General features: G+C 59.7%; 25 protein-coding genes. 10 read left to right on the top strand and 15 right to left on the bottom strand.

The genetic code is table 11. The annotated features are described in order from the left end of the window. Window positions 1-16 precede the first annotated feature (16 nt). The 7 genes from pip to AC1D2Q_RS24150 all read left to right on the top strand — a co-directional run bounded on the left by pip (window position 17) and on the right by AC1D2Q_RS24150 (window position 8,976). Window positions 17-988, top strand: a complete 972-nt coding sequence (gene pip, locus AC1D2Q_RS24180; RefSeq protein ID WP_018929173.1) for a prolyl aminopeptidase — start codon at window positions 17-19, stop codon at window positions 986-988. Continuing rightward, window positions 985-1,422 carry a D-aminoacyl-tRNA deacylase gene (dtd, locus tag AC1D2Q_RS24175; RefSeq protein ID WP_477814794.1) on the top strand — a complete coding sequence of 146 codons (438 nt, stop codon included), beginning with the start codon at window positions 985-987 and terminating at the stop codon, window positions 1,420-1,422. Before pip ends, dtd begins: the two co-directional genes overlap by 4 nt. 321 nt (window positions 1,423-1,743) lie before the next feature. Beyond that, window positions 1,744-3,558, top strand: a complete 1,815-nt coding sequence (locus tag AC1D2Q_RS24170) for a glucan biosynthesis protein G (protein WP_305410860.1) — start codon at window positions 1,744-1,746, stop codon at window positions 3,556-3,558. Further along, window positions 3,551-6,121, top strand: a complete 2,571-nt coding sequence (gene mdoH / locus AC1D2Q_RS24165) for a glucans biosynthesis glucosyltransferase MdoH (protein ID WP_477814793.1) — start codon at window positions 3,551-3,553, stop codon at window positions 6,119-6,121. The genes AC1D2Q_RS24170 and mdoH overlap by 8 nt, the downstream gene beginning before the upstream one ends. 230 nt (window positions 6,122-6,351) lie before the next feature. Further along, entirely contained in the window at window positions 6,352-7,149 is a 798-nt protein-coding gene (locus AC1D2Q_RS24160) for a transporter substrate-binding domain-containing protein (protein WP_477759675.1), read from the top strand. A gap of 140 nt (window positions 7,150-7,289) precedes the next feature. Further along, window positions 7,290-8,249 carry an amino acid ABC transporter permease gene (locus AC1D2Q_RS24155; protein ID WP_477814792.1) on the top strand — a complete coding sequence of 320 codons (960 nt, stop codon included), beginning with the start codon at window positions 7,290-7,292 and terminating at the stop codon, window positions 8,247-8,249. Beyond that, window positions 8,242-8,976, top strand: coding sequence for an amino acid ABC transporter ATP-binding protein (locus AC1D2Q_RS24150; protein ID WP_007936789.1), 735 nt, complete (start codon window positions 8,242-8,244; stop codon window positions 8,974-8,976). Before AC1D2Q_RS24155 ends, AC1D2Q_RS24150 begins: the two co-directional genes overlap by 8 nt. An 81-nt stretch (window positions 8,977-9,057) precedes the next feature. Here AC1D2Q_RS24150 and AC1D2Q_RS24145 read toward each other — a convergent pair whose 3' ends face one another. The 10 genes from AC1D2Q_RS24145 to ubiE all read right to left on the bottom strand — a co-directional run bounded on the left by AC1D2Q_RS24145 (window position 9,058) and on the right by ubiE (window position 17,215). After that, on the bottom strand, window positions 9,058-10,974 hold the full coding sequence (locus AC1D2Q_RS24145; RefSeq protein ID WP_477814791.1) for a methyl-accepting chemotaxis protein: 1,917 nt from the start codon (window positions 10,972-10,974) through the stop codon (window positions 9,058-9,060). Window positions 10,975-11,164: 190 nt separating this feature from the next. Further along, complete coding sequence (locus AC1D2Q_RS24140; protein WP_477814790.1) at window positions 11,165-11,872, bottom strand: 16S rRNA (uracil(1498)-N(3))-methyltransferase; 708 nt, start codon at window positions 11,870-11,872, stop codon at window positions 11,165-11,167. Beyond that, window positions 11,869-12,663, bottom strand: coding sequence for a twin-arginine translocase subunit TatC (tatC, locus tag AC1D2Q_RS24135; protein WP_301293323.1), 795 nt, complete (start codon window positions 12,661-12,663; stop codon window positions 11,869-11,871). The genes AC1D2Q_RS24140 and tatC overlap by 4 nt, the downstream gene beginning before the upstream one ends. Beyond that, entirely contained in the window at window positions 12,660-13,091 is a 432-nt protein-coding gene (gene tatB, locus AC1D2Q_RS24130) for a Sec-independent protein translocase protein TatB (protein WP_477814789.1), read from the bottom strand. Before tatB ends, tatC begins: the two co-directional genes overlap by 4 nt. Window positions 13,092-13,101: 10 nt before the next feature. After that, a complete protein-coding gene (locus tag AC1D2Q_RS24125; protein WP_018929163.1) occupies window positions 13,102-13,380 on the bottom strand; it encodes a twin-arginine translocase TatA/TatE family subunit in 279 nt (92 codons plus the stop codon). Between the two features lie 22 nt (window positions 13,381-13,402). Beyond that, on the bottom strand, window positions 13,403-13,735 hold the full coding sequence (locus AC1D2Q_RS24120; RefSeq protein ID WP_007899279.1) for a phosphoribosyl-ATP diphosphatase: 333 nt from the start codon (window positions 13,733-13,735) through the stop codon (window positions 13,403-13,405). Then, the gene (gene hisI, locus AC1D2Q_RS24115; RefSeq protein ID WP_371051742.1) at window positions 13,728-14,129 is read right to left on the bottom strand and encodes a phosphoribosyl-AMP cyclohydrolase; all 402 of its coding nucleotides are present in this window, start codon (window positions 14,127-14,129) and stop codon (window positions 13,728-13,730) included. Before hisI ends, AC1D2Q_RS24120 begins: the two co-directional genes overlap by 8 nt. 91 nt (window positions 14,130-14,220) lie before the next feature. After that, complete coding sequence (gene ubiB, locus AC1D2Q_RS24110; protein ID WP_477814788.1) at window positions 14,221-15,825, bottom strand: ubiquinone biosynthesis regulatory protein kinase UbiB; 1,605 nt, start codon at window positions 15,823-15,825, stop codon at window positions 14,221-14,223. Further along, the gene (locus tag AC1D2Q_RS24105) at window positions 15,822-16,445 is read right to left on the bottom strand and encodes a ubiquinone biosynthesis accessory factor UbiJ (RefSeq protein WP_477814787.1); all 624 of its coding nucleotides are present in this window, start codon (window positions 16,443-16,445) and stop codon (window positions 15,822-15,824) included. Before AC1D2Q_RS24105 ends, ubiB begins: the two co-directional genes overlap by 4 nt. Next, window positions 16,445-17,215, bottom strand: a complete 771-nt coding sequence (gene ubiE, locus AC1D2Q_RS24100; protein WP_007936800.1) for a bifunctional demethylmenaquinone methyltransferase/2-methoxy-6-polyprenyl-1,4-benzoquinol methylase UbiE — start codon at window positions 17,213-17,215, stop codon at window positions 16,445-16,447. The genes AC1D2Q_RS24105 and ubiE overlap by 1 nt, the downstream gene beginning before the upstream one ends. Before the next feature lie 154 nt (window positions 17,216-17,369). On the opposite strand from ubiE, the gene AC1D2Q_RS24095 reads away from it, so the two are divergent. The 3 genes from AC1D2Q_RS24095 to AC1D2Q_RS24085 all read left to right on the top strand — a co-directional run bounded on the left by AC1D2Q_RS24095 (window position 17,370) and on the right by AC1D2Q_RS24085 (window position 19,093). Next, window positions 17,370-17,645, top strand: a complete 276-nt coding sequence (locus AC1D2Q_RS24095) for a polyhydroxyalkanoic acid system family protein (RefSeq protein ID WP_477814786.1) — start codon at window positions 17,370-17,372, stop codon at window positions 17,643-17,645. 205 nt (window positions 17,646-17,850) lie between these two features. Beyond that, complete coding sequence (locus AC1D2Q_RS24090; RefSeq protein ID WP_477814785.1) at window positions 17,851-18,273, top strand: phasin family protein; 423 nt, start codon at window positions 17,851-17,853, stop codon at window positions 18,271-18,273. 10 nt (window positions 18,274-18,283) lie between these two features. Next, window positions 18,284-19,093: a phasin family protein gene (locus AC1D2Q_RS24085; RefSeq protein WP_477814784.1), complete on the top strand. Its 810-nt coding sequence runs from the start codon at window positions 18,284-18,286 to the stop codon at window positions 19,091-19,093. Between the two features lie 114 nt (window positions 19,094-19,207). Here AC1D2Q_RS24085 and AC1D2Q_RS24080 read toward each other — a convergent pair whose 3' ends face one another. The 5 genes from AC1D2Q_RS24080 to AC1D2Q_RS24060 all read right to left on the bottom strand — a co-directional run bounded on the left by AC1D2Q_RS24080 (window position 19,208) and on the right by AC1D2Q_RS24060 (window position 24,996). Then, complete coding sequence (locus tag AC1D2Q_RS24080) at window positions 19,208-19,825, bottom strand: TetR/AcrR family transcriptional regulator (protein WP_007936804.1); 618 nt, start codon at window positions 19,823-19,825, stop codon at window positions 19,208-19,210. Window positions 19,826-19,884: 59 nt separating this feature from the next. Continuing rightward, the gene (gene phaC, locus AC1D2Q_RS24075) at window positions 19,885-21,567 is read right to left on the bottom strand and encodes a class II poly(R)-hydroxyalkanoic acid synthase (protein ID WP_477814783.1); all 1,683 of its coding nucleotides are present in this window, start codon (window positions 21,565-21,567) and stop codon (window positions 19,885-19,887) included. A gap of 129 nt (window positions 21,568-21,696) precedes the next feature. Continuing rightward, a complete protein-coding gene (phaZ, locus tag AC1D2Q_RS24070; protein WP_477814782.1) occupies window positions 21,697-22,551 on the bottom strand; it encodes a poly(3-hydroxyalkanoate) depolymerase in 855 nt (284 codons plus the stop codon). A gap of 134 nt (window positions 22,552-22,685) precedes the next feature. Continuing rightward, a complete protein-coding gene (gene phaC, locus AC1D2Q_RS24065) occupies window positions 22,686-24,365 on the bottom strand; it encodes a class II poly(R)-hydroxyalkanoic acid synthase (RefSeq protein ID WP_477814781.1) in 1,680 nt (559 codons plus the stop codon). A gap of 253 nt (window positions 24,366-24,618) precedes the next feature. After that, the gene (locus AC1D2Q_RS24060; RefSeq protein ID WP_019581848.1) at window positions 24,619-24,996 is read right to left on the bottom strand and encodes a gamma-butyrobetaine hydroxylase family protein; all 378 of its coding nucleotides are present in this window, start codon (window positions 24,994-24,996) and stop codon (window positions 24,619-24,621) included. Window positions 24,997-25,073: the final 77 nt, after the last annotated feature.

Here is a 25,073-nt window from a genome sequence, read left to right as displayed (position 1 = left end):
CCTTACGGAGCGCGCAATGCAGACTTTGTACCCGCAGATCAAACCCCACGCCCGGCACGATCTGGCCGTCGATAAAACCCATACGCTGTATGTCGACGAAAGCGGTTCACCGGAAGGTTTGCCGGTAGTGTTCATTCACGGCGGCCCTGGCGCCGGGTGTGATGCGCAGAGCCGCCGGTATTTCGATCCGAACCTGTATCGCATCGTCACCTTCGACCAGCGCGGTTGCGGTCGCTCCACGCCTCACGCCAGCCTTGAAAACAACACCACCTGGGATCTGGTCGCCGACCTCGAGCGGATTCGCAAGCACCTGGGCATCGACAAATGGGTGCTGTTCGGCGGTTCCTGGGGTTCGACCCTGGCCCTGGCTTATGCACAAACCCACCCGGAGCGCGTGCACGGTCTGATTCTGCGCGGGATTTTTCTCTGCCGTCCCCAGGAAATCGAGTGGTTCTACCAGTGTGGCGCCAGTCGCCTGTTCCCCGATTACTGGCAGGACTACATCGCGCCGATCCCGCTGGACGAGCGCGACGACTTGCTCACGGCATTCCACAAACGCCTGGTCGGCAACGACCAGATCGCCCAGATGCACGCGGCCAAGGCCTGGTCCATCTGGGAAGGCCGCACCGCGACCTTGCGTCCGAACCCGCTGGTGGTCGATCGTTTCTCCGAACCCCAGCGTGCGTTGTCCATCGCCCGCATCGAATGCCACTACTTCACCAACAACGCTTTCCTTGAGCCGAACCAACTGATCCGCGACATGGGCAAGATCGCCCATCTGCCCGGCGTCATTGTCCATGGTCGCTATGACGTGATCTGTCCGCTGGACAACGCCTGGGAACTGCATCAAGCCTGGCCGAACAGCGAATTGCAGGTGATCCGCGACGCCGGCCATGCGGCGTCCGAACCGGGGATCACCGATGCATTGGTACGCGCCGCCGATCAGATGGCCCGTCGCTTGCTCGACCTGTCGCCTGACGAAGCATGAAGGCTCTGCTGCAACGCGTGCGCGGCGCGCGAGTCGAGGTCGCGGGAGAGGTGGTGGGTGCGATAGATCAGGGGTTGCTGGTGCTGGTGGCGGTCGAACCCGACGACACGCAGGCCAGCGCCGACAAACTTCTGCATAAACTGCTTAACTATCGAGTATTCAGTGACGCCGAGGACAAGATGAATCTGTCCTTGGCGGACGTGGGCGGCGGGTTGTTGCTGGTCTCGCAGTTCACCCTGGCCGCCGATACCAAAAACGGGTTGCGTCCGAGTTTTTCGACTGCGGCCCCTCCGGCCTTGGGCGAGGCGCTGTTCGACTATTTATTGGGCAAAGCGAAACAGGTGCATGGCACTGTGGCATCAGGTAGATTCGGCGCGGATATGCAGGTGCACCTGGTCAATGATGGCCCGGTAACCTTCCTGTTACAGACGTGAAGGCGCTTGAAACAACTTTTTAAGGGCATTTCGGCTGAAAACAGGCGCTTTTCCCGATAAATACTTGCTTCCCCCTGATGCGTTGTAACGCGGCCTACTAGATAATCGCGCGCTACGGGGATCAGCGTTCGTTGGTCCATTTTGACTTAGGTAGAGACTTGTCCGGAACCTGTTGGGGAATCATTTTGCCCCATGGGAGTCGGAACAATGCTCGCCAACTTGGCAAGAGTGGTCCGCAGGGTCGGTTTTTTCCCACCGTACACCGTGCTGGCACTTTAACTGGCCGTTGGTTTTTTGATCTGTTTTCGGCGAGGGTTGCTCGTGATTGTTAGTCCCTGTAATGCACCAAAATTGTCTGCCAAACGGTTTCGAAATGCTCTGGTAGCGGGCTCTGCACTGCTCTGCCTGTTCAGCGCCGGCCAGCTTTGGGCATTCGATCTGGATGACGTGTCGGTCAAGGCAAAAGAGCTGGCCGGGCAAAAATACGAAGCCCCGCGCAGTAACCTGCCGAACGAATTCCGCGAGATGAAATTCGCGGACTATCAAAAAATTCGCTTCCGCACCGAAAAAGCCGAGTGGGCCGGTCAGAAAACCCCATTCAAGCTGTCGTTCTATCACCAGGGCATGCACTTCGATACGCCGGTGAAAATCAACGAAATCACGGCCAACACCGTCGAAGAGATCAAATACGACCCAAGTCGTTTCGATTTCGGCGACGTCAAGTTCGATCCTAAAGCCACTGAACAGCTGGGTTATGCCGGTTTCCGTGTGCTCTACCCGATCAACAAGGCCGACAAGCAAGACGAAATCATGACCATGCTCGGCGCGAGTTACTTCCGCGTCGTCGGCAAGGGCCACACCTATGGCTTGTCCGCTCGCGGCATGGCCATCGATACCGCCTTGCCATCCGGCGAAGAGTTCCCGCGTTTCACCGAGTTCTGGATTCAACAGCCGAAGCCGGGCGACAAGCACCTGGTGATCTTCGCCCTGCTGGACTCGCCGCGCGCCACCGGTGCCTATCGCCTGACCCTGCGTCCGGGCAGCGACACGGTCGTCGACGTCAAGGCCAAGATGTTCCTGCGTGACAAGGTCACCAAACTCGGCGTTGCGCCGCTGACCAGCATGTTCCTGTTCGGCGCCAACCAGCCGTCGAAAGTGCTGAACTACCGTCGCGAACTGCATGACTCCAGCGGCCTGTCGATCCATGCCGGCAACGGCGAATGGATCTGGCGCCCATTGAACAACCCGAAACACCTGGCCGTGAGCAACTTCTCGATCGAGAACCCGCGCGGTTTCGGCTTGCTGCAGCGTGGTCGTGACTTCAGCCACTACGAAGACCTCGATGACCGCTACGACAAGCGCCCAAGTGCCTGGATCGAGCCGAAAGGCGATTGGGGCAAGGGCTCCGTCGATCTGGTGGAGATTCCTACCGCTGACGAAACCAACGACAATATCGTTGCTTTCTGGAGCCCGGAAAAACTGCCAGAGCCTGGCCAGTCCCTGGACGTCGCTTATCGCATGCACTGGACCATCGACGAAGCCTCCCTGCATTCGGCGGACAGCGCCTGGGTTCAACAGACCCTGCGTTCCACGGGTGACGTGAAGCAGTCGAACCTGATTCGTCAGCCGGACGGCAGCGTGGCCTACCTGGTGGATTTCCAAGGTCCGTCCCTGCAAGACTTGCCGGAAGATGCCGAAGTACGCAGCCAGGTGAGCGTTGGTGACAACGCGGAACTGGTCGAGAACAGCGTCCGTTACAACCCTGAAACCAAGGGCTGGCGCCTGACCCTGCGGATGAAGATCAAGGATCCGGGCAAGTCCACCGAAATGCGTGCAGCCCTGGTCAAGACCATCACGCCTGCCGAGACGATCAAGACCACGGCGCCAGCGTCCAGCTCTTCCGTTGCCAAGGCCGACAAGATCGCCGCCCGCCAGCAGGAGAAGAAGGACAAGGAAGCCAAGGAAGCCAAGCAAGCTGAAGCGCAAGCCCAGCAAGTCAAGGACACCAAGGACAAGGACAACAAAGACGCCAAGCAGCCTGTCGCTGCCGAAGCGGCCCCAGCCACACCGGAATCGGCACCGACTGAACAAGTCCTGACCGAGACCTGGAGCTATCAGTTGCCCGCCGATGAGTAATTCACAAGTACAGCCACAAACGCTTGCCGAGTACCTGGCGCATTTGCCGATGACCGACGAGCAGCGCGCGGAACTCGCGGGCTGCAAGTCTTTCAGTGAACTGCACGAACGTCTGTCGTCCTCTACGTTCGACGCGCCGACCGATGCCGCCCAGGCGTCGGTCGGGCGGCGCCTGACCCTGAACACCGCCGAAGAACTGGCGGATGCGCAAATGTTGGGACTCGACGCCAGTGGTCGGGTTTGCCTCAAGGCAGCCCCGCCGATCCGTCGGACCAAAGTCGTCCCAGAACCATGGCGCACCAATATTCTGGTGCGTGGCTGGCGTCGGCTGACCGGTCGCACCAACCCACCGAAGCCGCCGAAAGACGAGAACGTGCTGCCGGCGGCTCGCTGGCGCACCGTCGGTTCGATCCGTCGTTATATTCTGCTGGTGCTGATGCTCGGTCAGACGATCGTCGCCGGCTGGTACATGAAAGGCATCATGCCGTACCAGGGCTGGTCGTTCGTCGATCTGGAAGAAGTCCTGCACCAACCGCTGCTGCAGACCGCGGCCCAAGTGCTGCCTTACGCATTGCAAACCAGCATCCTGATTCTGTTCGGGATTCTGTTCTGCTGGGTGTCGGCCGGTTTCTGGACCGCGCTGATGGGCTTCCTCGAACTGATCACCGGTCGCGACAAATACCGCATTTCCGGCGCCAGCGCCGGCAACGAGCCGATCGCCAAGGACGCACGCACCGCATTGGTGATGCCGATCTGCAACGAAGACGTGCCGCGGGTATTCGCCGGTTTGCGGGCGACCTTCGAGTCGGTGGCAGCCTCGGGTAACCTGGATCGTTTCGACTTTTTCGTGCTCAGCGACAGTAACGACGCCGATATCTGTGTCGCCGAACAGCAGGCCTGGCTGGACGTCTGCCGTGAAGCCAAGGGCTTCGGCAAGATCTTCTACCGCCGCCGTCGTCGTCGCGTCAAACGTAAAAGCGGCAACCTCGACGACTTCTGCCGTCGTTGGGGCGGTGACTACAAGTACATGGTCGTGCTCGACGCCGACAGCGTAATGAGTGGCGAATGCTTGAGCAGCCTGGTGCGCCTGATGGAAGCCACGCCGGACGCCGGGATCATCCAGACCGCGCCGCGTGCGTCGGGCATGGACACCCTTTATGCGCGTATGCAGCAGTTCGCCACCCGGGTGTACGGTCCGCTGTTCACCGCTGGCCTGCACTTCTGGCAGTTGGGTGAATCCCACTACTGGGGCCACAACGCGATCATCCGCATGAAGCCGTTCATCGAGCACTGCGCCCTGGCGCCGTTGCCCGGTAAAGGCGCGTTCGCCGGTGCGATTCTGTCCCACGACTTCGTTGAAGCTGCGCTGATGCGTCGTGCCGGCTGGGGCGTGTGGATTGCCTATGACTTGCCGGGCAGCTACGAAGAACTGCCGCCGAACCTGCTGGACGAACTCAAGCGTGACCGTCGCTGGTGCCACGGCAACCTGATGAACTTCCGGCTGTTCCTGGTCAAAGGCATGCACCCGGTACACCGTGCGGTGTTCCTGACAGGCGTGATGTCTTACCTGTCGGCGCCGTTGTGGTTCTTCTTTCTCGTGCTGTCGACAGCCCTACTGGCGACCAACACGCTGATGGAGCCGCAGTACTTCCTGGAACCGCGTCAGCTCTATCCGTTGTGGCCGCAATGGCACCCGGACAAGGCGATTGCGCTGTTCTCGACGACCATCGTGCTGCTGTTCCTGCCGAAGCTGCTGAGCATCATCCTGATCTGGGCCAAGGGCGCGAAAGAGTTCGGTGGCAGGTTCAAGGTGACGCTGTCGATGCTGCTGGAGATGTTGTTCTCCATGCTGCTGGCGCCGGTGCGGATGATTTTCCACACCCGTTTCGTACTCGCCGCGTTCCTCGGCTGGGCCGCGACCTGGAACTCGCCGCAACGTGACGACGACTCCACGCCGTGGAGCGAAGCGGTCAAGCGCCACGGTCCGCAAACCTTGCTGGGCTTCTTCTGGGCCCTGCTGGTGATCTGGTTGAACCCGAGCTTCCTCTGGTGGTTGGTGCCGATCGTCGGTTCGCTGATGCTGTCGATTCCGGTGTCGGTGATCTCCAGTCGTGTGGGTCTGGGCCTGAAGTCCCGTGACGAGAGCCTGTTCCTGATCCCTGAGGAATACAATCCGCCGCAGGCATTGCTGGCGACCGATCAGTACACCCACGAAAACCGCTGGCATGCACTGCACGACGGCTTCGTCCGGTCGGTGGTCGATCCACAGCAGAACGCGTTGGCATGTGCGCTGGCGACGTCTCGTCACCGTCAGGCCGAGCCGATCGAGTGGCTGCGCATCGAACGGGTTCGTCATGCGATGAAGGCCGGGCCTGAAGGGTTGACCAACAACGAGCGTGTGGCCCTGCTGAGTGATCCGGTGGCACTGGGTCGCTTGCATGAGCAGGTCTGGAGCGAAGGCCATGCCGAGTGGCTGCAAGCCTGGCGCACCTCGGTGGATGCCGATCCTCATGCGCCGCTGTTGCCGCTCAAGCCGTTAAGCGTGCAGCCTCAGTTGGCATAATAAAAAACCCCGCGAAAGCGGGTTTTTTTTTGTGCTGATGATCGTTCCCGTGTTCTGCGTGGGAACGATCAAACAAATCTCCCTCAACCCCTTGTGCAAACGGCCGAGTGCGTTAGCATCCGTCCCCGAATTGGTGCGCCCGGACAATTTTCTGTTCGTATCTGCCGGTTTCCCAAAGGAAATCTGCGGTTTGCGTGCCTCACAATGCGATGGGTTTTGGGGACTTGAAGATGAAGAAGTATCTGTCGATGCTGCTGGTCGGCGTCACGGCATTGGTTGCAGTCAGCGCGGCGCAGGCTGGTGCCATCGATGACGCGGTCAAGCGCGGCACGCTGAAAGTCGGCATGGACCCGACCTACATGCCGTTCGAAATGACCAACAAGCGCGGCGAGATCATCGGCTTCGAAGTCGACATCCTCAAAGCCATGGCCAAGGCCATGGGCGTCAAGCTGGAAATGGTATCCACCGGCTACGACGGCATCATCCCGGCCCTGCTGACCGACAAGTTCGACATGATCGGCAGTGGCATGACCCTGACCCAGGAACGCAACCTGCGCCTGAACTTCAGCGAGCCCTTCATCGTGGTCGGCCAGACGCTGCTGATCCGCAAGGAGCTGGAAGGCACTATCAAGTCCTATAAAGACCTGAACACCGCCGACTACCGCATCACCTCCAAGCTCGGCACCACTGGCGAGATGGTCTCCAAAAAGCTCATTTCCAAAGCCAAGTACCACGGCTACGACAACGAGCAGGAAGCGGTGCTCGACGTGGTCAACGGCAAGGCCGACGCCTTCATCTACGACGCGCCTTACAACGTCGTGGCGGTGAACAAGGTCGGCAACGGCAAACTGCTGTTCCTCGACAAGCCGTTCACCTATGAGCCTCTGGCTTTCGGCCTGAAGAAAGGCGATTACGACAGCCTCAACTTCATCAACAACTTCCTGCACCAGATTCACGAAGACGGCACCTACGATCGCATCCATGACAAGTGGTTTAAAGACACCGCCTGGCTCAAGGACATGGAGTAACACCTCTACTTGATCGTTCCCACGCTCTGCGTGGGAATGCCGCCCGGGACGCTCCGCGTTCCTTCGCAAGCGTGACGCAGAGCGTCACTGGATGCATTCCCACGCAGAGCGTGGGAACGAGCGAATCAGAGAAACGTTTAATGAAACAGAAAAAAGCCCAATGGCCCTGGCACGTATTAACCGTGCTGGTGCTGATCGGCCTGGCCGGCGCGTTGTACTACGCCACCTCGCTGATGTCCTACGAGTGGCGCTGGAACCGCGTGCCGCAGTACTTCGCCTACCACGCCGAAGAGTCCCAGCGCGCAGCCGACATCTCCAGCGTCAGCGAATTGGTGCGCAAGGGCGGCAAGGCTGAAGTGACCCTGCGCAATGATGCCGGGGATGAGCAGCACCTGACGGTCGACGACAACAGCCTGCAAGTCGCGCAAGGCGATGATGTGGCTGAAGGCGATGTGATCGGCGTGACCCGGCATTGGGCCGCCGGCCCGCTGCTATGGGGACTCTGGACCACGTTGTGGTTGTCCCTGGTGTCTGGCGTGTTAGGCCTGTTGATCGGTCTGGCCACCGGGCTGTGCCGCCTGTCGAACAACCCGACCCTGCGTGACCTCTCGACGATCTACGTCGAGCTGGTGCGCGGTACGCCGCTGCTGGTGCAGATTTTCATTTTCTACTTCTTCATCGGCACCGTGATGAACCTCTCCCGGGAGTTCGCCGGGATCGCCGCACTGTCGCTGTTCACCGGTGCCTACGTGGCGGAGATCATCCGCTCTGGCGTGCAATCGATTGCACGCGGCCAGAACGAAGCGGCGCGCTCCCTCGGTTTGAGCGCTGGCCAGTCGATGCGCCATGTGGTGCTGCCACAAGCGTTCAAGCGCGTGCTGCCGCCGCTGGCCGGGCAGTTCATCAGTCTGGTCAAGGACACCTCGCTGGTGTCGGTGATCGCGATTACCGAACTGCTGAAAAGCGGTCGCGAAGTCATCACCACCTCGTTCTCGCCGTTCGAAATTCTGTTCTGCGTGGCCGGGTTGTACCTGTTGATCAACCTGCCGCTGTCGAAAATCGCCAGTCGGCTTGAGCGGAGGCTCGCGCAAAGTGATTGAAGTCCGCGATCTGATAAAAGTCTTCGACACCCGCGGCCAGGTGGTTCGCGCGGTAGACAACGTCACCACCCAAGTGGCGAAGGGCGAAGTATTGGTGGTGATCGGCCCGTCCGGTTCCGGAAAATCGACCTTTCTGCGCTGCTTGAATGGCCTGGAGGCGTTCGACTCCGGTTCGGTGAGCATCGACGGTTTGCAATTGGCCGACCCGAAAACCGACGTCAACGCCTACCGCCGCGAAGTCGGCATGGTGTTTCAGCATTTCAACCTGTTCCCGCACATGACCGTGCTGGAAAACCTCTGCCTGGCCCAGAAAGTCGTGCGCAAGCGCGGCAAGAAGGAGCGCGAGGCCAAGGCCATGGTGTTGCTGGAAAAGGTCGGTATCGCTCAGAAGGCCCACGAGTTTCCATCGCGCCTGTCCGGTGGTCAGCAGCAGCGCGTGGCCATCGCCCGGGCGTTGGCGATGGAGCCCAAGGTCATGCTGTTTGATGAGCCGACGTCGGCGCTCGACCCGGAAATGGTCGGTGAAGTGCTGGATGTGATGAAGACCCTGGCCGTGGAAGGCATGACCATGGTTTGCGTCACCCACGAAATGGGCTTCGCCCGGGAAGTGGCGGATCGGGTGCTGTTCTTCGATCACGGCAAATTGCTGGAAGACGCCTCCCCGGCCGAGTTCTTCGATGCACCGAAGGATCCGCGGGCACAGGCGTTTTTGCGCCAGGTTTTGTAAGCGCATCGCCGAAAAAAGATCGCAGCCTTCGGCAGCTCCTGCAGGCTGCCGAAGGCTGCGATTTTTTTGCTTTATGTGGTGTTAAACCTTGAACCTGCCCACCAGCATCTGCAAATGCGTCCCCAACCGCGCCAGCTCGACACTGGAGGCCGCGGTCTCTTCACTGGCGGCCGAGGTCTGCTCGGACACGTCACGCACGTTAAGCACGCTGCGGTTGATCTCTTCGGCCACCGAGCTCTGTTGCTCGGCGGCAGCGGCGATCTGCTGGTTCATCGACTGGATCGCCGACACGGTGCGGGTGATGCTCTCCAGCGAGCCGCCAGCGCGGCGGGTCAGTTCGACGCTGCTGTCGGTCAGGCTGCGGCTGTTGTCCATGATGGTCGCGACTTGCTGAGTGCCGGTTTGCAGGCCAACGATCAGCTCTTCGATTTCTTCGGTGGACTTCTGGGTACGCTGGGCCAGGCTGCGGACTTCGTCGGCGACCACCGCAAAGCCACGCCCGGCTTCACCGGCGCGAGCGGCTTCGATGGCGGCGTTGAGCGCCAGCAGGTTGGTTTGCTGGGCCACGGATTTGATCACGTCGAGCACGCTGCCGATCTTGTCGCTTTCGCGCTTCAGATCGCCCATGGCGGCAGTGGAGTTGCCGACTTCGAGGGCCAGGCGCTCGATCTGGGCGATGGCTTCGCCGACTACCCTGTCACCCTCGCGGGCCTGCTGGTCGGCGGCGACGGCGGCTTCGGACGCTTCCTCGGCATTGCGCGCGACTTCCTGCACGGTGGCGGTCATTTCGTGCATGGCGGTGGCCACTTGATCGGTTTCGACCTTCTGACTGTTGACCCCGGCGCTGGTCTGCTCGGTAACGGCAGACAGTTCTTCAGCGGCGCTGGCGATTTGGGTCACGCCGTCGCTGATGCCGCCGATCAGTTCCCGCAGGCTGACGACCATCCGCTGCAGGGTGCTTTGTAATTGACCCAGCTCGTCGCGGCGAGTGACCTCAAGGTTATGGCTCAGGTCACCCGAGGCGACACGTTCGACTGCCACCAACGTCTGTTGCAGTGGAACGACGATCTGCCGCGTGATGACCCAGGCGGCGAGCAAGCCAAATGCTAACGCCAGGACGGTCACGATGATCAGCGTGCTTTTCGCTTGGGCCGTCTCTTGGTCACGCTTGTCGGTTTGCGTGCGGGTCAGTTGTGCACTCAGGTCATTCAAGCGGATCTCTTGATCCACCATCTTCTTGAGGGCGGCGGCGCTGGCCACCTGCGCGTCGCGGAACTGGCTGACTGCGACGCGGTAGCCCTTGAGCGATTCGGTGGCTTGTTGCAGGTTGGCGGTGTGTTGTTCCGGCAGTTTGCCCGGAAGGCTTTCAAGGTTCTTCAGGGCGTTGTCGATGGCATCCAGCGCGGGTTGCTCGGCTTCGGCCTTGCCGCTGTAGGTATAACCGCGCACCTGGAAGCGTGCTTGCTGGAGCAGTTTGCTCAGCTCGACCACGCTGTTGAATTGAGTGACGCTGTCGCCTTGCAGCAAGGACTTTTCGACTTCTGTCACCTTGGCCACAGCGTTGTCGGCGGTGGCGCCGAGCTTGGATCGGGCCGATTCACGGTTCTGTGTCGCCTGATTCATGTCGGCAAAGGCGCGTTTGTACTCACCGAGGGCGGCCAGTTGTTGACTGAGCATTTCCTTGCTCGCGGGGAGCACAAACATTTTGAGAGCAACCTGTATGCCATCATCGAGCTTGCCCACGAGTTCGCTGACGGCTGCTGGACCTTGTTCGCCACGGCGCATTTCGTATTCGAGACGGGCAGTTCGCAAATCCTTGCCCAACTCGTTGAGATTGGAGATGTAACTCTGCTTGTCTGCGCGACTGATCACACTGCCCAGGCTATTCCAGCCAGTGAAGGTGATCAGGAGAGTCATGAGCAGCACGAGGCCAAAGCCGACACCCAGTTTGCGATTGACGCTTACGTTTCCCAGTTTCTCGGCTAGCCAACGGTACATGCTGCGACTCCCTCGGACCATTATTCGGTTTTATGGGGACTGTATCGGCAGGCAGACGGGAATCTGTAGGCGCCAAGGCACGATCCCGTAGGAGCTGCCGAAGGCTGCGATCTTTTGAACTCATTATTCTAAAAATCAAAAGATCGCAGCCTTCGGCAGCTCCTACAGGGGGAGGTTTGATCTGGGGGGGTTAGAACAAGCGCGAGAGCAACGCAGTGACAGCGGTTTCCACCCGCAGGATGCGCTCGCCAAGCTGCACCGGTTGCAGGCCGGCCTTGGCCAGCAGGTCGATTTCGTAAGGAATCCAGCCGCCTTCGGGGCCGATGGCCAGGGTCACGGGTTCGTCCAGGCCACGGGGGCAGGGCGGGTAATTGCCGGGATGACCGACCAGGCCGAGAGTGCCTTCAGTGATTGCTGGCAGGCGATCTTCGACAAAAGGTTTGAAGCGCTTCTCGATGACGACTTCCGGCAGCACGCTGTCCCGGGCCTGTTCAAGCCCCAGGATCAATTGCTCGCGAATCGCTTCAGGTTCGAGGAACGGTGTTTGCCAGAAGCTCTTCTCGACGCGATAGCTGTTCACCAGCACGACTCGTGGCACGCCCATGGCGGCCACGGTCTGGAACACCCTGCGGAGCATTTTCGGGCGTGGCAGGGCCAGCACCAGGGTCAGTGGCAGCTTGGCCGGCGGCGGCTGGTCGAGGGTGACGCGCAACTCGGCTTCGTCAGCGTCCAGACGCAGTACTTCGGCGGCCCCCATCAGCCCGCCGATACGCCCGACGCGCATGCTGTCACCCACTTCACAGCGATGGACTTCCTGCATATGGGTCAAGCGGCGATCGCGCAGGATCGCCCGGTCGGCCGCAATGAAATCGGCCTCCTCGAGGAGCAGCAGGTTCACGCTTGGGTCGCTGGCGGCTGGTCGTTGTGATCGTCAGCCGGTTTTTCGTCCGGGTGCTCACTGCGTTTGCTGATCAGGCTGCCGAACAGGACGCCGATCTCGAACAGCAACCACATTGGTACGGCCAACAGCGTCTGCGAGAAGATGTCCGGCGGCGTCAGGATCATGCCGACCACGAAGCAGCCGATGACCACGTACGGGCGGATTTTCTTCAGGTAGGCGACGTTGACCACGCCGATCCACACCAGCAGCACCACGGCCACCGGGATTTCGAACGCCACACCGAAGGCGAAGAACAGTGTCATGACGAAATCGAGGTAGCTGGTGATGTCGGTCATCATTTCCACGCCGGCCGGGGTGGCGGCGGCGAAGAACTTGAAGATCAGCGGGAACACCAGGAAATAGGCGAAGGCCATGCCGGTATAGAACAGCAGGATGCTGGAGACCAGCAACGGCACGGCGATGCGCTTCTCATGCTTGTACAGGCCTGGCGCGATGAAACCCCAGATCTGATGCAGGATCACCGGGATTGCCAGGAACAGCGAGACCATCATGGTCAGCTTCAGCGGCGTCAGGAACGGCGACGACACGTCGGTGGCGATCATCGTCGCGCCGGCCGGCAGGTACTGGCGCAGCGGCGTGGAGACGAAGGTGTAGATCTGCTGGGTGAAGGCGAACAACCCGGCGAAGATAATGAAAATCGCCGCTACACAGCGCAGCAGACGGGTGCGCAACTCGGTGAGGTGCGAGACCAGTGGCATGTGCTGGTCGTTTTCGGGGAGATCGCTCATGGGGCTCGCGGCGGCAATGTTGGGTCATGAGGGGCTGGCGCAACAGGCGCAGCCGCAGGCGGTACAGGCTCTACTGGAATGGCAGGCGCAGGTTCAGCGGCTGCAACCGCCGGCGTAACTTCAGCTGTCGGCGCATGAATCGTCGGTGTCGCCACAGGTTCCACCGGCGTTGGCTCCTGCTGAGTCGGCGTGAAAATCTTCCGCGCCTCCTGCTCCAGGGACAGAATGTGCTCGTTGTGCAGTTGCCGGCGAATTTCGTCGGCACCGATTTCACGTTCAACTTCCTGTTTGATCGCGTTGAAGCTGCGCTTCAGCCGCCCGACCCACAGGCCAGCGGTGCGCGCAGCGCCCGGCAGGCGCTCGGGGCCCAGCACCAGCAGGGCGACGAGGCCGACGAGCAGCAGTTCAGAGAAGCTGATACCAAACATTAGTCAGTGCTCACGAGTCTTTGCGGATCGGCTCTTCGACTTTTTGCGCCTGCACGTCGATGGTGTGCGGCGGGTTCACAGACGTTGTGGCCTGTGGCTGGGTCGGCGGAACCGGTTGGGCCGGAGTCGCAGTCGGGTCGGCCGGTTTCTCTTCGTCGTTCATGGCCTTGCGAAAGCCCTTGATCGACTCGCCCACGTCAGTGCCGAGGTTTTTCAGTTTCTTGGTGCCGAACACCAGCACTACGACAACGAGGATGACGATCCAGTGTTTCCAGTCAAAAATGCCCATGTTGCGTTCCTCTAATAATTATTCAGGCGGACGGACGCGAGGCTTTCTCGGCGTGTCCGGACAGACCGAAGCGACGGTCCAGTTCATCGAGCACAGCCTGTGGATGTTGCCCCAACTGGGCAAGCATGACCATGCTGTGGAACCACAGGTCGGCAGTCTCGTAGATCACATCGCTGCAGTCACCGCTGATGGCGGCATCCTTGGCGGCAATGATGGTTTCGACCGACTCTTCGCCGACTTTTTCCAGAATCTTGTTCAAGCCCTTGTGGTACAGGCTGGCGACATACGAGCTGTCGGCGGCGGCGCCTTTGCGCTCTTCCAGCACCTGAGCCAGACGGGTCAAAGTGTCACTCATGTTTGTGTCCTGCGGAATAGATAGCGTGCGGGTCTTTGAGAACCGGGTCGACGGTTTTCCAGTCGCCGTTCTCGAAGACGCGGTAGAAGCAGCTCTGACGGCCGGTATGGCAGGCGATGTCGCCGATCTGCTCGACCATCAGGATGATCACGTCAGCGTCGCAGTCCAGGCGCATCTCATGCAGGGTTTGCACGTGGCCGGACTCTTCGCCCTTGCGCCACAGCTTGCCACGGGAACGTGACCAGTAAATGGCACGGTTCTCGGCGGCGGTCAATTGCAGCGCTTCGCGGTTCATCCAGGCCATCATCAGGACGCGTCCGGTCTTGTGATCCTGGGCAATCGCCGGCACCAGTCCATCGGCGTCCCACTTGATCTCGTCCAGCCAGTTTTTCATCTTCGACTCCGACAGCGGGCTCTACTTCAATAGTTGAGGCCAATGTTCAAATTCAGCGTTCAAACAGTGTGCCAGCCGATGATCCAACTGGCTATCGGCGAACGACCAGATACAAGCCGATCGCCACCATGATTCCGGCGGGCCAATGCCCCAGTTCGTGCAACGGGCCACCGACGGCGAGTATCGTGCCACCCGCCAGGTGAGCGGTACCGAGCAGGCGCAGGAACACGTCGTCCTTGCGCCTGTGCCACGGGGGGGCAGGGTCGTTGGCGTGGGGTTGGGATACGCGCTCGAGCAGGTCGCGGGCCATGTTGGCCAGGTGCGGGATCTGCTCGAACTGGCTCTGCACGTTGCCCAGCAAAGCTTTGGGGCTGACGCGCTCGCGCATCCAGCGTTCGAGGAACGGCTGGGCGGTGTTCCACAGATCGAGGTCCGGGTACAACTGACGACCCAGGCCTTCGATGTTCAACAGGGTTTTTTGCAGCAAGACCAACTGCGGTTGCACTTCCATGTTGAAGCGTCGAGCGGTCTGGAACAGGCGCATCAGCACCTGACCGAAGGAAATATCTTTTAACGGTTTTTCGAAGATCGGCTCGCACACCGTGCGGATCGCCGCTTCGAACTCGTTGAGTTTGGTTTCCGCCGGTACCCAGCCCGAGTCGATGTGCAACTGCGCGACGCGCCGGTAATCACGTTTGAAGAACGCGAACAGGTTGCGCGCCAGATAGTCCTGGTCTTCCGGGGTCAGGCTGCCGACGATGCCGCAGTCGATAGCGATGTACTGCGGGCTCCACGGCTGCACGGTGCTGACGAAAATGTTGCCGGGGTGCATGTCGGCGTGGAAGAAGCTGTCGCGGAACACCTGGGTGAAGAAGATCTCCACACCACGCTCGGCGAGCATTTTCATGTCGGTGCGCTGGTCGGCCAGGGTCGCGAGGTCGGTGACCTGAATCCCGTAGATGCGCTCCATCACCAGCACTTTCGGTCGGCACCAGTCCCAATAGACTTGCGGCACATACAGTAGCGGCGAACCGTCGAAGTTGCGCTTCAACTGGCTGGCGTTGGCGGCCTCACGCAGCAGATCGAGTTCGTCGTAGATGGTTTTTTCGTAATCACTGACCACGTCCACCGGGTGCAGCAGACGGGCGTCGGCCGAGAGTTTTTCCGCGGCGCGGGCCAGAATGAACAGCCATGCAAGGTCCTGGGCAATCACCGGCTTGAGGCCCGGGCGGATCACCTTGACCACTACTTCTTCACCGGTTTTCAGCTGCGCGGCATGCACCTGCGCCACCGAGGCGGAGGCCAGCGGTTCGACGTCGAAACGGGAGAAGACTTCACTGATCTTCTTGCCAAGCTGCTCTTCGATCAGTCGGACCGACACTTGCGAGTCGAACGGCGGCACGCGGTCCTGCAACATCATCAGCTCATCGGCGATGTCTTCGGGCAGCAGGTCGCGGCGTGTCGAAAGGATCTGGCCGAACTTGATGAAAATCGGCCCGAGGTCCTGCAGCGCCAGGCGCAATCGTGCGCCACGGCTCAGGTCCAGGGGCTTGCGCGGGAACCAGCGCCACGGCAAGGCATAGCGCAGCGCCAGTAGAAACCAGGGCAATGGCAGGGCGAACAGCAGGTCATCGAGGCGGTAGCGGATCACGACGCGCTGGATGCGCAACAAACGGCGGACGGCAAGCAGCTTCATGCGTTATCGCTTGGGTCGAGGGATCGGGAAAGGCGCTCGAAACGCGCCTCGAGACGTTCCAGATCGAGCTTGATCTGGTCCAGTTCACTGAAACGGGCTTCCGCTTCGCGCTGACCGACGAGGGTGCGCGATTCTTCGGCCAGGTACTCGCCCAGGTTCTGGTTGAGGCTGGCGAACCCTTGCTGATACCAGCGTGCGCGACTGCGCAGGTGACCGCCGACCAGTTGCGTGGCTACAGGTCCCAGCCAGCGCGAGAGTTCGTACTCCCAGTCCAGCTCCAGGTCCTGCAGGACCGCCGCCAGTTCCAGCAGCACGCCGCTGTCGCCGTCGAGTTCGACTTCCGGGGCATGCAGAACCGAAGTCTTGTCCTTGCTCGTCGCCAGTTTCAGCAGGCTTGAGGCCGGTGCGCGCAAGGTGCAGTCGGCACCGGTTTCCCACTGGGAGGCGAGCATCAGGCCTTCGTCGCTGGGCAGGATGAACACTTGCAGCGCCGGGCTGCGGCAGTCGACGGCAATCACCTTGCCACTCAAATGCGCCAGCCGCGGCAGCGCCGTGCTGTCGAGACGCAGCACCCGGTTCAGACCGAGTTCAACGCTGGCGAGCAGGCCGGCCAGCAACATCAGGGTTTGATGCCACGGTGCAGGGCGACGATGCCTGCGGTCATGTTGTGGTAGGTCACGCGGTCGAAACCGGCCTCGACCATCATCGACTTCAGGGTTTCCTGATTCGGGTGCATGCGGATCGATTCGGCCAGGTAGCGATAGCTTTCCGAATCATTGGTGATCAGCTTGCCCATCAACGGCATGAAGGCGAACGAATAGGCATCGTAGGCTTTGGACATCAGTGCGTTGGTGGGTTTGGAGAACTCCAGCACCAGCAGGCGACCGCCGGGCTTGAGCACGCGCAGCATCGAGCGCAGGGCGTCTTCTTTATGCGTCACGTTGCGCAGACCGAAAGCGATGGTCACGCAGTCGAAGTGGTTGTCCGGGAACGGCAGCTTTTCAGCATCGGCCTGGACGAATTCGACGTTGCCGGACACACCCAGATCCAGCAGGCGGTCACGACCGACCTTGAGCATGGATTCGTTGATGTCGGCCAGAACGACCTGGCCAGTCGGGCCGACCAGATGCGAAAACTTTTTGGTCAGGTCGCCAGTGCCGCCGGCGATGTCCAGCACGCGGTTACCGGCACGCACGCCCGACAGTTCGATCGCGAAACGCTTCCACAGACGGTGCATGCCGCCCGACAGGAGGTCGTTCATCAAGTCGTACTTGGCGGCTACCGAGTGGAAAACCTCAGCGACTTTTTCCGCTTTCTGGCTTTCCGGAACGTTTTTGAAGCCGAAGTGAGTGGTGGGTTCGGCATCGCTGCCTTTGCGCTGATCAGTCATATCGCTGTCACCAAAATAGAATGCGGGACATTCTAATCCCGGTGGCCTGCTTTGTCTTGGCAAGGCTGAAGGTAAGATATAGAGAAACCGGGACGTTTTGACGCAGTAACGGTCAAGATGCTTCAGGAAGTGTCCATAAAGCAGGAGTCATTCGATGGCCCATATTAGTGTTGAGCGTGCCCATGGCCTGGGTAAGGAAGCGGCCCGCGAGAAGGCCGACAAGTTGGCGCAGAAACTGTCCGATCAATATGGCCTGGAGCCACAGTGGTCTGGTGACACGCTGAACCTCAAGCGCTCCGGTGTGAAAGGGGCGGTGTATGTGGGCGAGGATTCGATCAGGGTCGATGTCGAACTGGGGCTGTTGATGTCCGCCATGAGCGGCACCATCAAATCGGAAATCGAAAGGGCCCTCGACAAAGCCCTCGCGTGATTCCCCAAAAATCGCAGCCTTCGGCGGCTCCTGCATTGAAATGAGTACATCTGCAGGCGTTGCCGAAGGCTGAGATCTTTTCCCGGAGGCACCACCGATTTGTGTCATTTGTTAGGGTGCCGTTTCTAATTTTTCTCCCTACTTTGTGCCTGAGCCCGACACTTTCGCGGGCAGTTCCTCAACCCTTCTGCGCGTGAGGTGGACCATGGCCAAAGTTATTGTGAAGAAAAAAGTCGACGTTGAGACCAACACTCTGAACGACGTCAAATCGTATGCCCGCAAGATCTGGCTGGCGAGCCTGGGTGCTTACACCAGGGTCGGTCAAGAGGGTGGCGAGTACGTTCAAGAGTTGATCAAGGCTGGTCAAGCTGTTGAAAAGAAAGGCAAAAAAGTAGTTGCTGAGAAACTTGAAGCGGCTAATGCCGAGATCGATGAAGCCAAGAGTGAAGTGAGTACTTTCAAAGGCAAAGTCGAACTTCAACTCGACAAAGTCGAGAAGGCTTTCGATACACGTATCGCAAGTGCCTTGAATCGTATCGGCATTCCGTCTAAACATGACGTGGAGACACTCTCTGCTAAGCTCGATGAGCTGACAGCATTGCTCGAACGTGTCGCGCGTAAATCTTAAGGAGAACGGGATGGCTGGCAAAAAGAATACTGAAAAAGAAGGCAGCTCGTGGATCGGGAAGGTCGAAGACTACTCCCGCAAGATCTGGCTGGCTGGTTTAGGCGTGTACTCGAAGATTGATTCTGACGGCAGCAAACTCTTCGATGCATTGGTTAAGGACGGCGAGAAAGCCGAGAAGCTCACCAAGAGCGCTGTCGGCAAGAAAGTCGATGCTGCCAAGGACTCCGCTTCGTCGGCCAAGTCGCGCATCAGCGGTGTGAAAGATCGCGCACTGGGCAAGTGGGATGAGCTGGAAGGGGCTTTCGACAAGCGCCTGAACAGCGCTATTTCGCGCCTGGGTGTACCGAGTCGCAATGAGGTCAAGGCACTGCACAGCAAGGTCGATACCCTGACCAAGCAAATCGAAAAACTCACCGGTGCCAAGGTTGCGCCTGTTGCGGCGAAAACCGCAGCGGCCAAACCGGCAGCTAAAAGCACTGCCAAACCATTGGCCAAGGCCGCAGCGAAACCTGCCGCCAAAACTGCTGCTGCGAAACCTGCAGCTAAAGCGGCCGCTAAACCCGCTGCAAAAGCTGCTGCTAAACCAGCCGCTAAACCGGCGGCCAAGCCTGCAGCTAAAACCGCAGCGGCCAAACCCGCTGCGGCGAAGAAGCCAGCAGTGAAAAAACCGGCCGCCCCGAAAGCGGCCGCTCCGAAACCAGCAGTGGTTGCCGCCAAACCGGCAACCCCGGTCAGTCCGGCGAACTCCGCCGCTGCGCCGACCCCTGCTGTAACCCCGACTATCGCACCGACTCCATCGGCGCCAACCAGTCAGTCCTGATTTCCAGGACGCAAAAAAACGCCCGGCCTGTAAAGGTCGGGCGTTTTTGTTTGAGCGTTGAAAAGATCGTCCGAACGCGGCCCGAGCCTTCGGACGATCTTTTGATCTTTGATCTTAATGCTCTTCCAGATACTGCAACGCCAACCGCTCGGTCGCGACTTTCACCGGCGGCAACAAGTGCGGCGCCACCAGCATCATGATCTGGTACACCACCAGTCGTACTTCACCTTCACGGTCGAGAATCCGCTGATAGTCCAGCGAGAACAGCAATGTCATGGTGATTTGTTCCACCAGTTGCCCCAGCGCCTGGGTGTCGCTGACCAACTGCCCCTGAGCCTTCAACTGCGCCAGCAATGAAGCCAGTGTGCGCTTCAACGCATTGAGCAGGTTGCGTATCCCCTTGGCCAGTTTCGGCAGGCGACCGGCAAGGTTCGACAAGTCCTGGAACAGAAACCGGTATTGGGCCAGGCGTTCGACGATCAAGTGCAGGAACAGCCAGTAATCTTCGGGTGCCAATTCCACATCGGACGGTGGATCGAGCAAGGGCGTCAGTTCGGTCTGGAAGCGTTCGAACAGCCCCAGGATCAGCGGCTCCTTGCCGTGGAAGTGGTAGTAGAGGTTGCCGGGGCTGATGCCCATTTCGTTGGCCACCTCCATGGTGGACACGTTCGGTTCGCCCTTCTGATTGAACAACTGCAGGGCACATTCGAGAATCCGGTCGCGGGTTTTCATCCAGTCTTCTTAATGGTCGAGTCAGGCCACGGCCATTGGCGGCCGTGGTTCATTGAGCGTCAGCGCACGCGCACGTAAGTACCGGGTGCCGCCTCCATCGGTGGATAGTTCTGGTTGCCGAGGGTCATCTGGGTTTCGCGTAGTGCGCCGGAGCGTTCCTGAATCCAGCTCAGCCATTGCGTCCACCAGCTGCCGTCGACGCGTTTGGCGTCGTAATACCAGGCCCGCGGGTCGCTGCTCAGTTTCGGGTTCTCGACGTAGTTGGCTTTCGAGTTGTGCGGCGGGTTGAGAATGCTCTGCACATGACCGCTGCTCGACAGCACGAAGCGCCGCTCGCCACCCAGCAGTAAGGTCGAGCGATACACCGCATCCCACGGGGTGATGTGATCGTTCATGCCGGCCACGCTGAAACTGTCGACGGTGACTTTCTGCAGGTCGATCGGAGTGCCGCACACTTCCAGCCCGCCCGGATGATTCAGCGGGTTGTGCTTGAAGAAATCCAGCAGGTCGCCATGAAACGCTGCCGGCAGGCGCGTGTTGTCATTGTTCCAGTAGAGGATGTCGAACGCCGCCGGCTCTTTGCCCAACAGGTAGTTATTGACGAAGTAATTCCAGATCAAATCGTTGGGGCGCATCCAGGCAAAAACCCTGGCCATGTCGCGACCTTCCAGAACGCCCTTCTGATACGAGCGGCGCTTGGCCGCTTCCAGGGTCTGTTCATCGACGAAGAGGGTTGCCGGGCTTTCAATCTGACTGTCGAGCAGGCTCACCAGATAGGTCGCGCTGGACACCCGCCGTAGTTGTCGCTTGGCCTGCAAGTGCCCTTGCAGCGCGGCGATGGTCAGCCCGCCGGCGCAGGCGCCCATCAGGTTGACCTCGCGCGCACCGGTGATCGCCCGGCATACATTCATCGCTTCTTCGGCGGCTTCGACGTAAGACGACAGCCCCCATTCGCGGTGACGTACATCGGGATTGCGCCAGCTGATCATGAAGGTCTGCAAGCCGTTTTTAAGGGCGAACTGGACGAAGCTGTTGTTGGGGCTCAAGTCGAAAATGTAGAACTTGTTGATCTGTGGCGGCACGATCAGCAACGGCTTGGAATACTGTTTTTCGCTCATCGGCTTGTACTGGATCAGTTCCAGCAGCTCATTGCGAAACACCACGGAGCCGGTCGTGGTGGCGACTGTCTTGCCTACCTCGAATGCTTGTTTGGTGACCTGTCTGGGCAAGCCGTCGTTGTGCAGCAGGTCGTCGAGCAGATGGCCGATACCCCGCACCAGACTGTGACCGCCGGAGTTGAAGAACTCCTTGATCGCCAGAGGATTGAGCAGGGTGTTGGACGGCGCCACGGCGTCGTTGATCAAGGTAAATGCAAAGTGGGCGCGGGCGCGGTCGTCCGGGCTCAGGTTGCTCTCGTCGATCCAGTTCTTGACCTCTATCTGCCAGCTCAGATAAGCCTGCAGGCTGCGGCGATAAAAAGGATTGAGGCTCCATGTCGGGTCGGCAAAGCGACTGTCCTGCGGATTGATCGGGTGCAGGGTTTCACCCAACAGCACGCGACCCAGCTGGCCGCCCAACTTCAAGGCATGCCGGGCCGTGTACACCGGATTGCGCAGGCCGTGGGCGGCCAGGCTGCGCAAGGTTGAAAGCAAGTCCCGGCCGCGCAGACCGGTAACCGCACTCTGTGCGTTGATGAATGCAGCGGGAGTGGGCAAAGAGCCCTTCGCTGGTTTGTCGCGCATGAGTCAACACTCCTTCGTCATCAGGCCAAAAACAAACTCACCGAACAAATCACCATAGACGTTGTTGCGGATTGTTGCGCGGTACGACGTCCTGTCGACGCTCTTTTCCTGAACCAAAGCCGGGGCCGGTCAACTGCCCGATGGCGCCGGATGCGGATGCATCACTGCGCGCTGACGTTCCTCTTCGAGAAACTTCATGATGATCGGTGCCACCGCTTCGGCCCGGGTAATCAAGAACAGATGCCCGTCGTCGATGATGTGCAGTTGGGCATTGGGAATTCGCCAGGCCAGCATGCGCATATTGATCAGCGGGATCAGAGGGTCGTCGTCGCCGGCCAGCACCAGGGTCGGCTGTTGGATCTTGTGCAGCCAGTGAATGCTGGTCCAGCCGAAGCCGGCGAACAGTTGCCAGTAATAGCCCAGTTTGCCGGCCGAACGGACTCTGGCGGCGTGACTGGCAGCCAGGGTTGGATCGCGACGGAACGAGCCGCCATAGATCATCGGCGCGATACGAATCACATGGGACGGTTGGATGTAGCGTCGTGGGCTGGCCATCATCCACAGCACTTTCGGCTTGCCCGGCACCATCACTGTGCCGGCCGCCGTGGCTGCCAGCACCAGCTTCTTGCAGCGCTCGGGATAGTCATGGGCGAACTGCTGCGCCAGGGCGCCACCCCATGACACGCCGATCACATTGACCTGCCCGTAATCGAGATAATCGAGCATTCGCGCCGTCAGTTTCGCCAGGCCCGGAAAGCGATACGGCCGGCTGGGCGTCGATGAGCCGCCGACACCGGGTACGTCGAAGGCGATGACTTCCAGGTCCGGATCCAGCGCCTGGACGAACGGAAATATCAGCTCCAGGTTGGCGCCGATGCCGTTGAAAATCAGCAAGGGCGTCAAGTGAGGCTTGCCGGGGCGTACCGCGGTGCGGAGGGTCTGCCCATCCAGGTTGACGGTACGGAATACGAACGGTTGCGGCATGCACGAAGCCCTGTAGGTTTTAAACGCTGATCGGGCCATCCCGGGCCGTCGCAGAATGTTCGAGGCTGGCCTCGAGGCTGATTAATGACAATCGCGGCACCTCCCAGTGCCGCGGACTGTGAGTTGTTTGAAGCTCAACGTTCGTGCACATACGTGCCTGGCGACGCCTCACCCGCGGGATAGGCCTTGTTGCCAAGGTTGGCGGGGGACTTCTTCAGTTTGCCGGAACGCTCGGCCTGCCACGCCTGCCAATGCAGCCACCAGGAATCGGTGTGCTTGGTGGAGTTTTCTATCCAGTCCTCGGCCTTGACCGGCATGTCAGTGCTGGTCATGTAGCGTGCTTTCGGATTGCCGGGCGGGTTCAGAATGCTCTGGATATGTCCGCTGCTGGACAGCACGAACTCGACCTTGCCGCCGAACAGCTGTGCCGACTTGTAGCAGGACTTCCACGGAGTGATGTGATCGTTGGTGCCAGCCAGGGAAAAGATGTCGGCGTCGACCTGTTTGAGGTCGATCGGTGTGCCGCACACTTCCAGTGCGTTGGGACGGATCAGTGGGTTGTTTTTGAACATCTCGATCAGGTCGCCGTGGAAAGCGGCCGGCAGGCGAGTGGTGTCGTTGTTCCAGAACAGAATGTCGAACACCGGTGGCTCGTTGCCCAACAGGTAGTTGTTGACCCAGTAGTTCCAGATCAGGTCGTTGGGGCGCATCCAGGCGAAGACTTTCGCCATGTCGCGACCTTCCAGCACACCGGCCTGGTAGGAATGGCGCTTGGCGGCTTCGAGGGTCTGCTCGTCGACGAACAGGGCCACGTCGCTGTCGAGGGTGGTGTCGAGCACGCTGACCAGCAGTGTGAGAGCGTTGACTTTCTTTTCGCCGATCGCTGCGTAATGACCCAGCAGGGCAGTGCAGGTGATACCGCCGGAGCAGGCGCCGAGCATGTTCACGTCTTTGCTGCCGGTGATTGCGGTGACTACATCGACCGCTTCCTTGAGCGCTTCGATGTAGGTCGACAGGCCCCACTCGCGCTGCTCCTTGGTCGGGTTGCGCCAGCTGACGATGAAGGTCTGCACGTTGTTGCGCAGGCAGAAGCGCGCCAGGCTCTTGTCCGGGCTGAGGTCGAAAACGTAGAACTTGTTGATCTGCGGCGGCACCACCAGCAGTGGGCGTTCATGCACTTGCTCGGTGATCGGCTTGTACTGGATCAGCTCCAGCACGTCGTTGCGAAAAACCACTGCGCCTTCGGTCACACCCAGGCTCTTGCCGACTTCGAACGCGCCCATGTTGACCTGGCTCGGCATGCCACCGTTGTGGATCAGATCCTTGGCCAGATGGGAGAGACCGTCGAGCAGGCTTTTGCCGCCGGTTTCGAAGAAGCGTTTGACCGCCGCCGGGTTGGCTGCCGTGTTGGTCGGGGCCATGGCTTCGGTCATGAGGTTGATCACGAAATGCCCGCGAGCGACGTCCTTGGGCGAGAGATTGCTCTTATCGATCCAGGTGTGGAGCTCCTTGCGCCACGCCAGATAAGTTTGCAAATAACGTTTATAGAGAGGGTTTTGACTCCAGGCCGGGTCGAGGAAACGGCGGTCGTCGCTTTGCGGTTGAAGCTCGGATTTTCCGAACAACACGTTCTTGAGTTCGATGCCGAAATGGGCGACGTGTCTGGCACTGTGGATGGGTTGCCTGATGGCCTGGGTCAGCACCATTCGAGCGGAACCCAGTAGATCCTTTCTACGCAGCCCAACAACAGGATTCAGTCCCAAGGTATTTTCTGAAGCCTGGAATTTCAGGTCATCGTTTTGCTTGTTACTCATCTACGACGCTCCATTGTCCTGAGGCGAGTACCTGAGCCCAGCTGTGTAGTCACACAATGCGCCAGGTACTTCTGCTCGGGTGACCGTTGATTGCATAGCTGCTTTTCAGTTCAGAGAGCCTGCACGGAACTTGCCAGCTCCATTGGTTACCCGAGTTTAATTTTTTTCGCAAGCGGGCCAATCGTTGACCCGGCAGCCAAGCATTCAAACAGATGGAATTAGAAAATGCCCTCTAAATACCCAGAGGCCTGACTTAGAGCATCAGCTTGACGACCGACTCGTTCGGATCACGGGTCTTTCCAGCCGCTTTGAGTTCRGCAAGATAATCGTTCCACAGATCCTCTTGGCGCACCGCCAACTGGTACAGATATTCCCAGGTGAACAGTCCGCTGTCATGGCCGTCGTCGAAGGTCAATTTCAGTGCGTACTGACCGGCTGGTTCGACCTTGCTCAGGCCTACGCCGATCTTGCCAAATTGCAGGATAGGTTTGCCGTGGCCCTGGACCTCGGCGGAAGGAGAGTGCACGCGAAGGAATTCTGCGGGCAGGTGATACTCCTCGCCGGACGCGTATTTGAGCGTCAGGGTTTTCGAGGCTTTGTGCAGTTTGATGTCGGTGGGGAGTTGGGTCATGGCAAGTCGTCCGTCTATGTGGAACGTTGTGCAGGAGCTGCCGCAGTCTGCGATCTTTTGATCTGGTTTTTAATTAA

The organism is Pseudomonas sp. P1_A1, assembly GCF_056406935.1.
The sequence above is the reverse complement of the archived record's forward strand: the minus strand, read 5'-3'. Positions and strand labels throughout refer to the sequence as shown.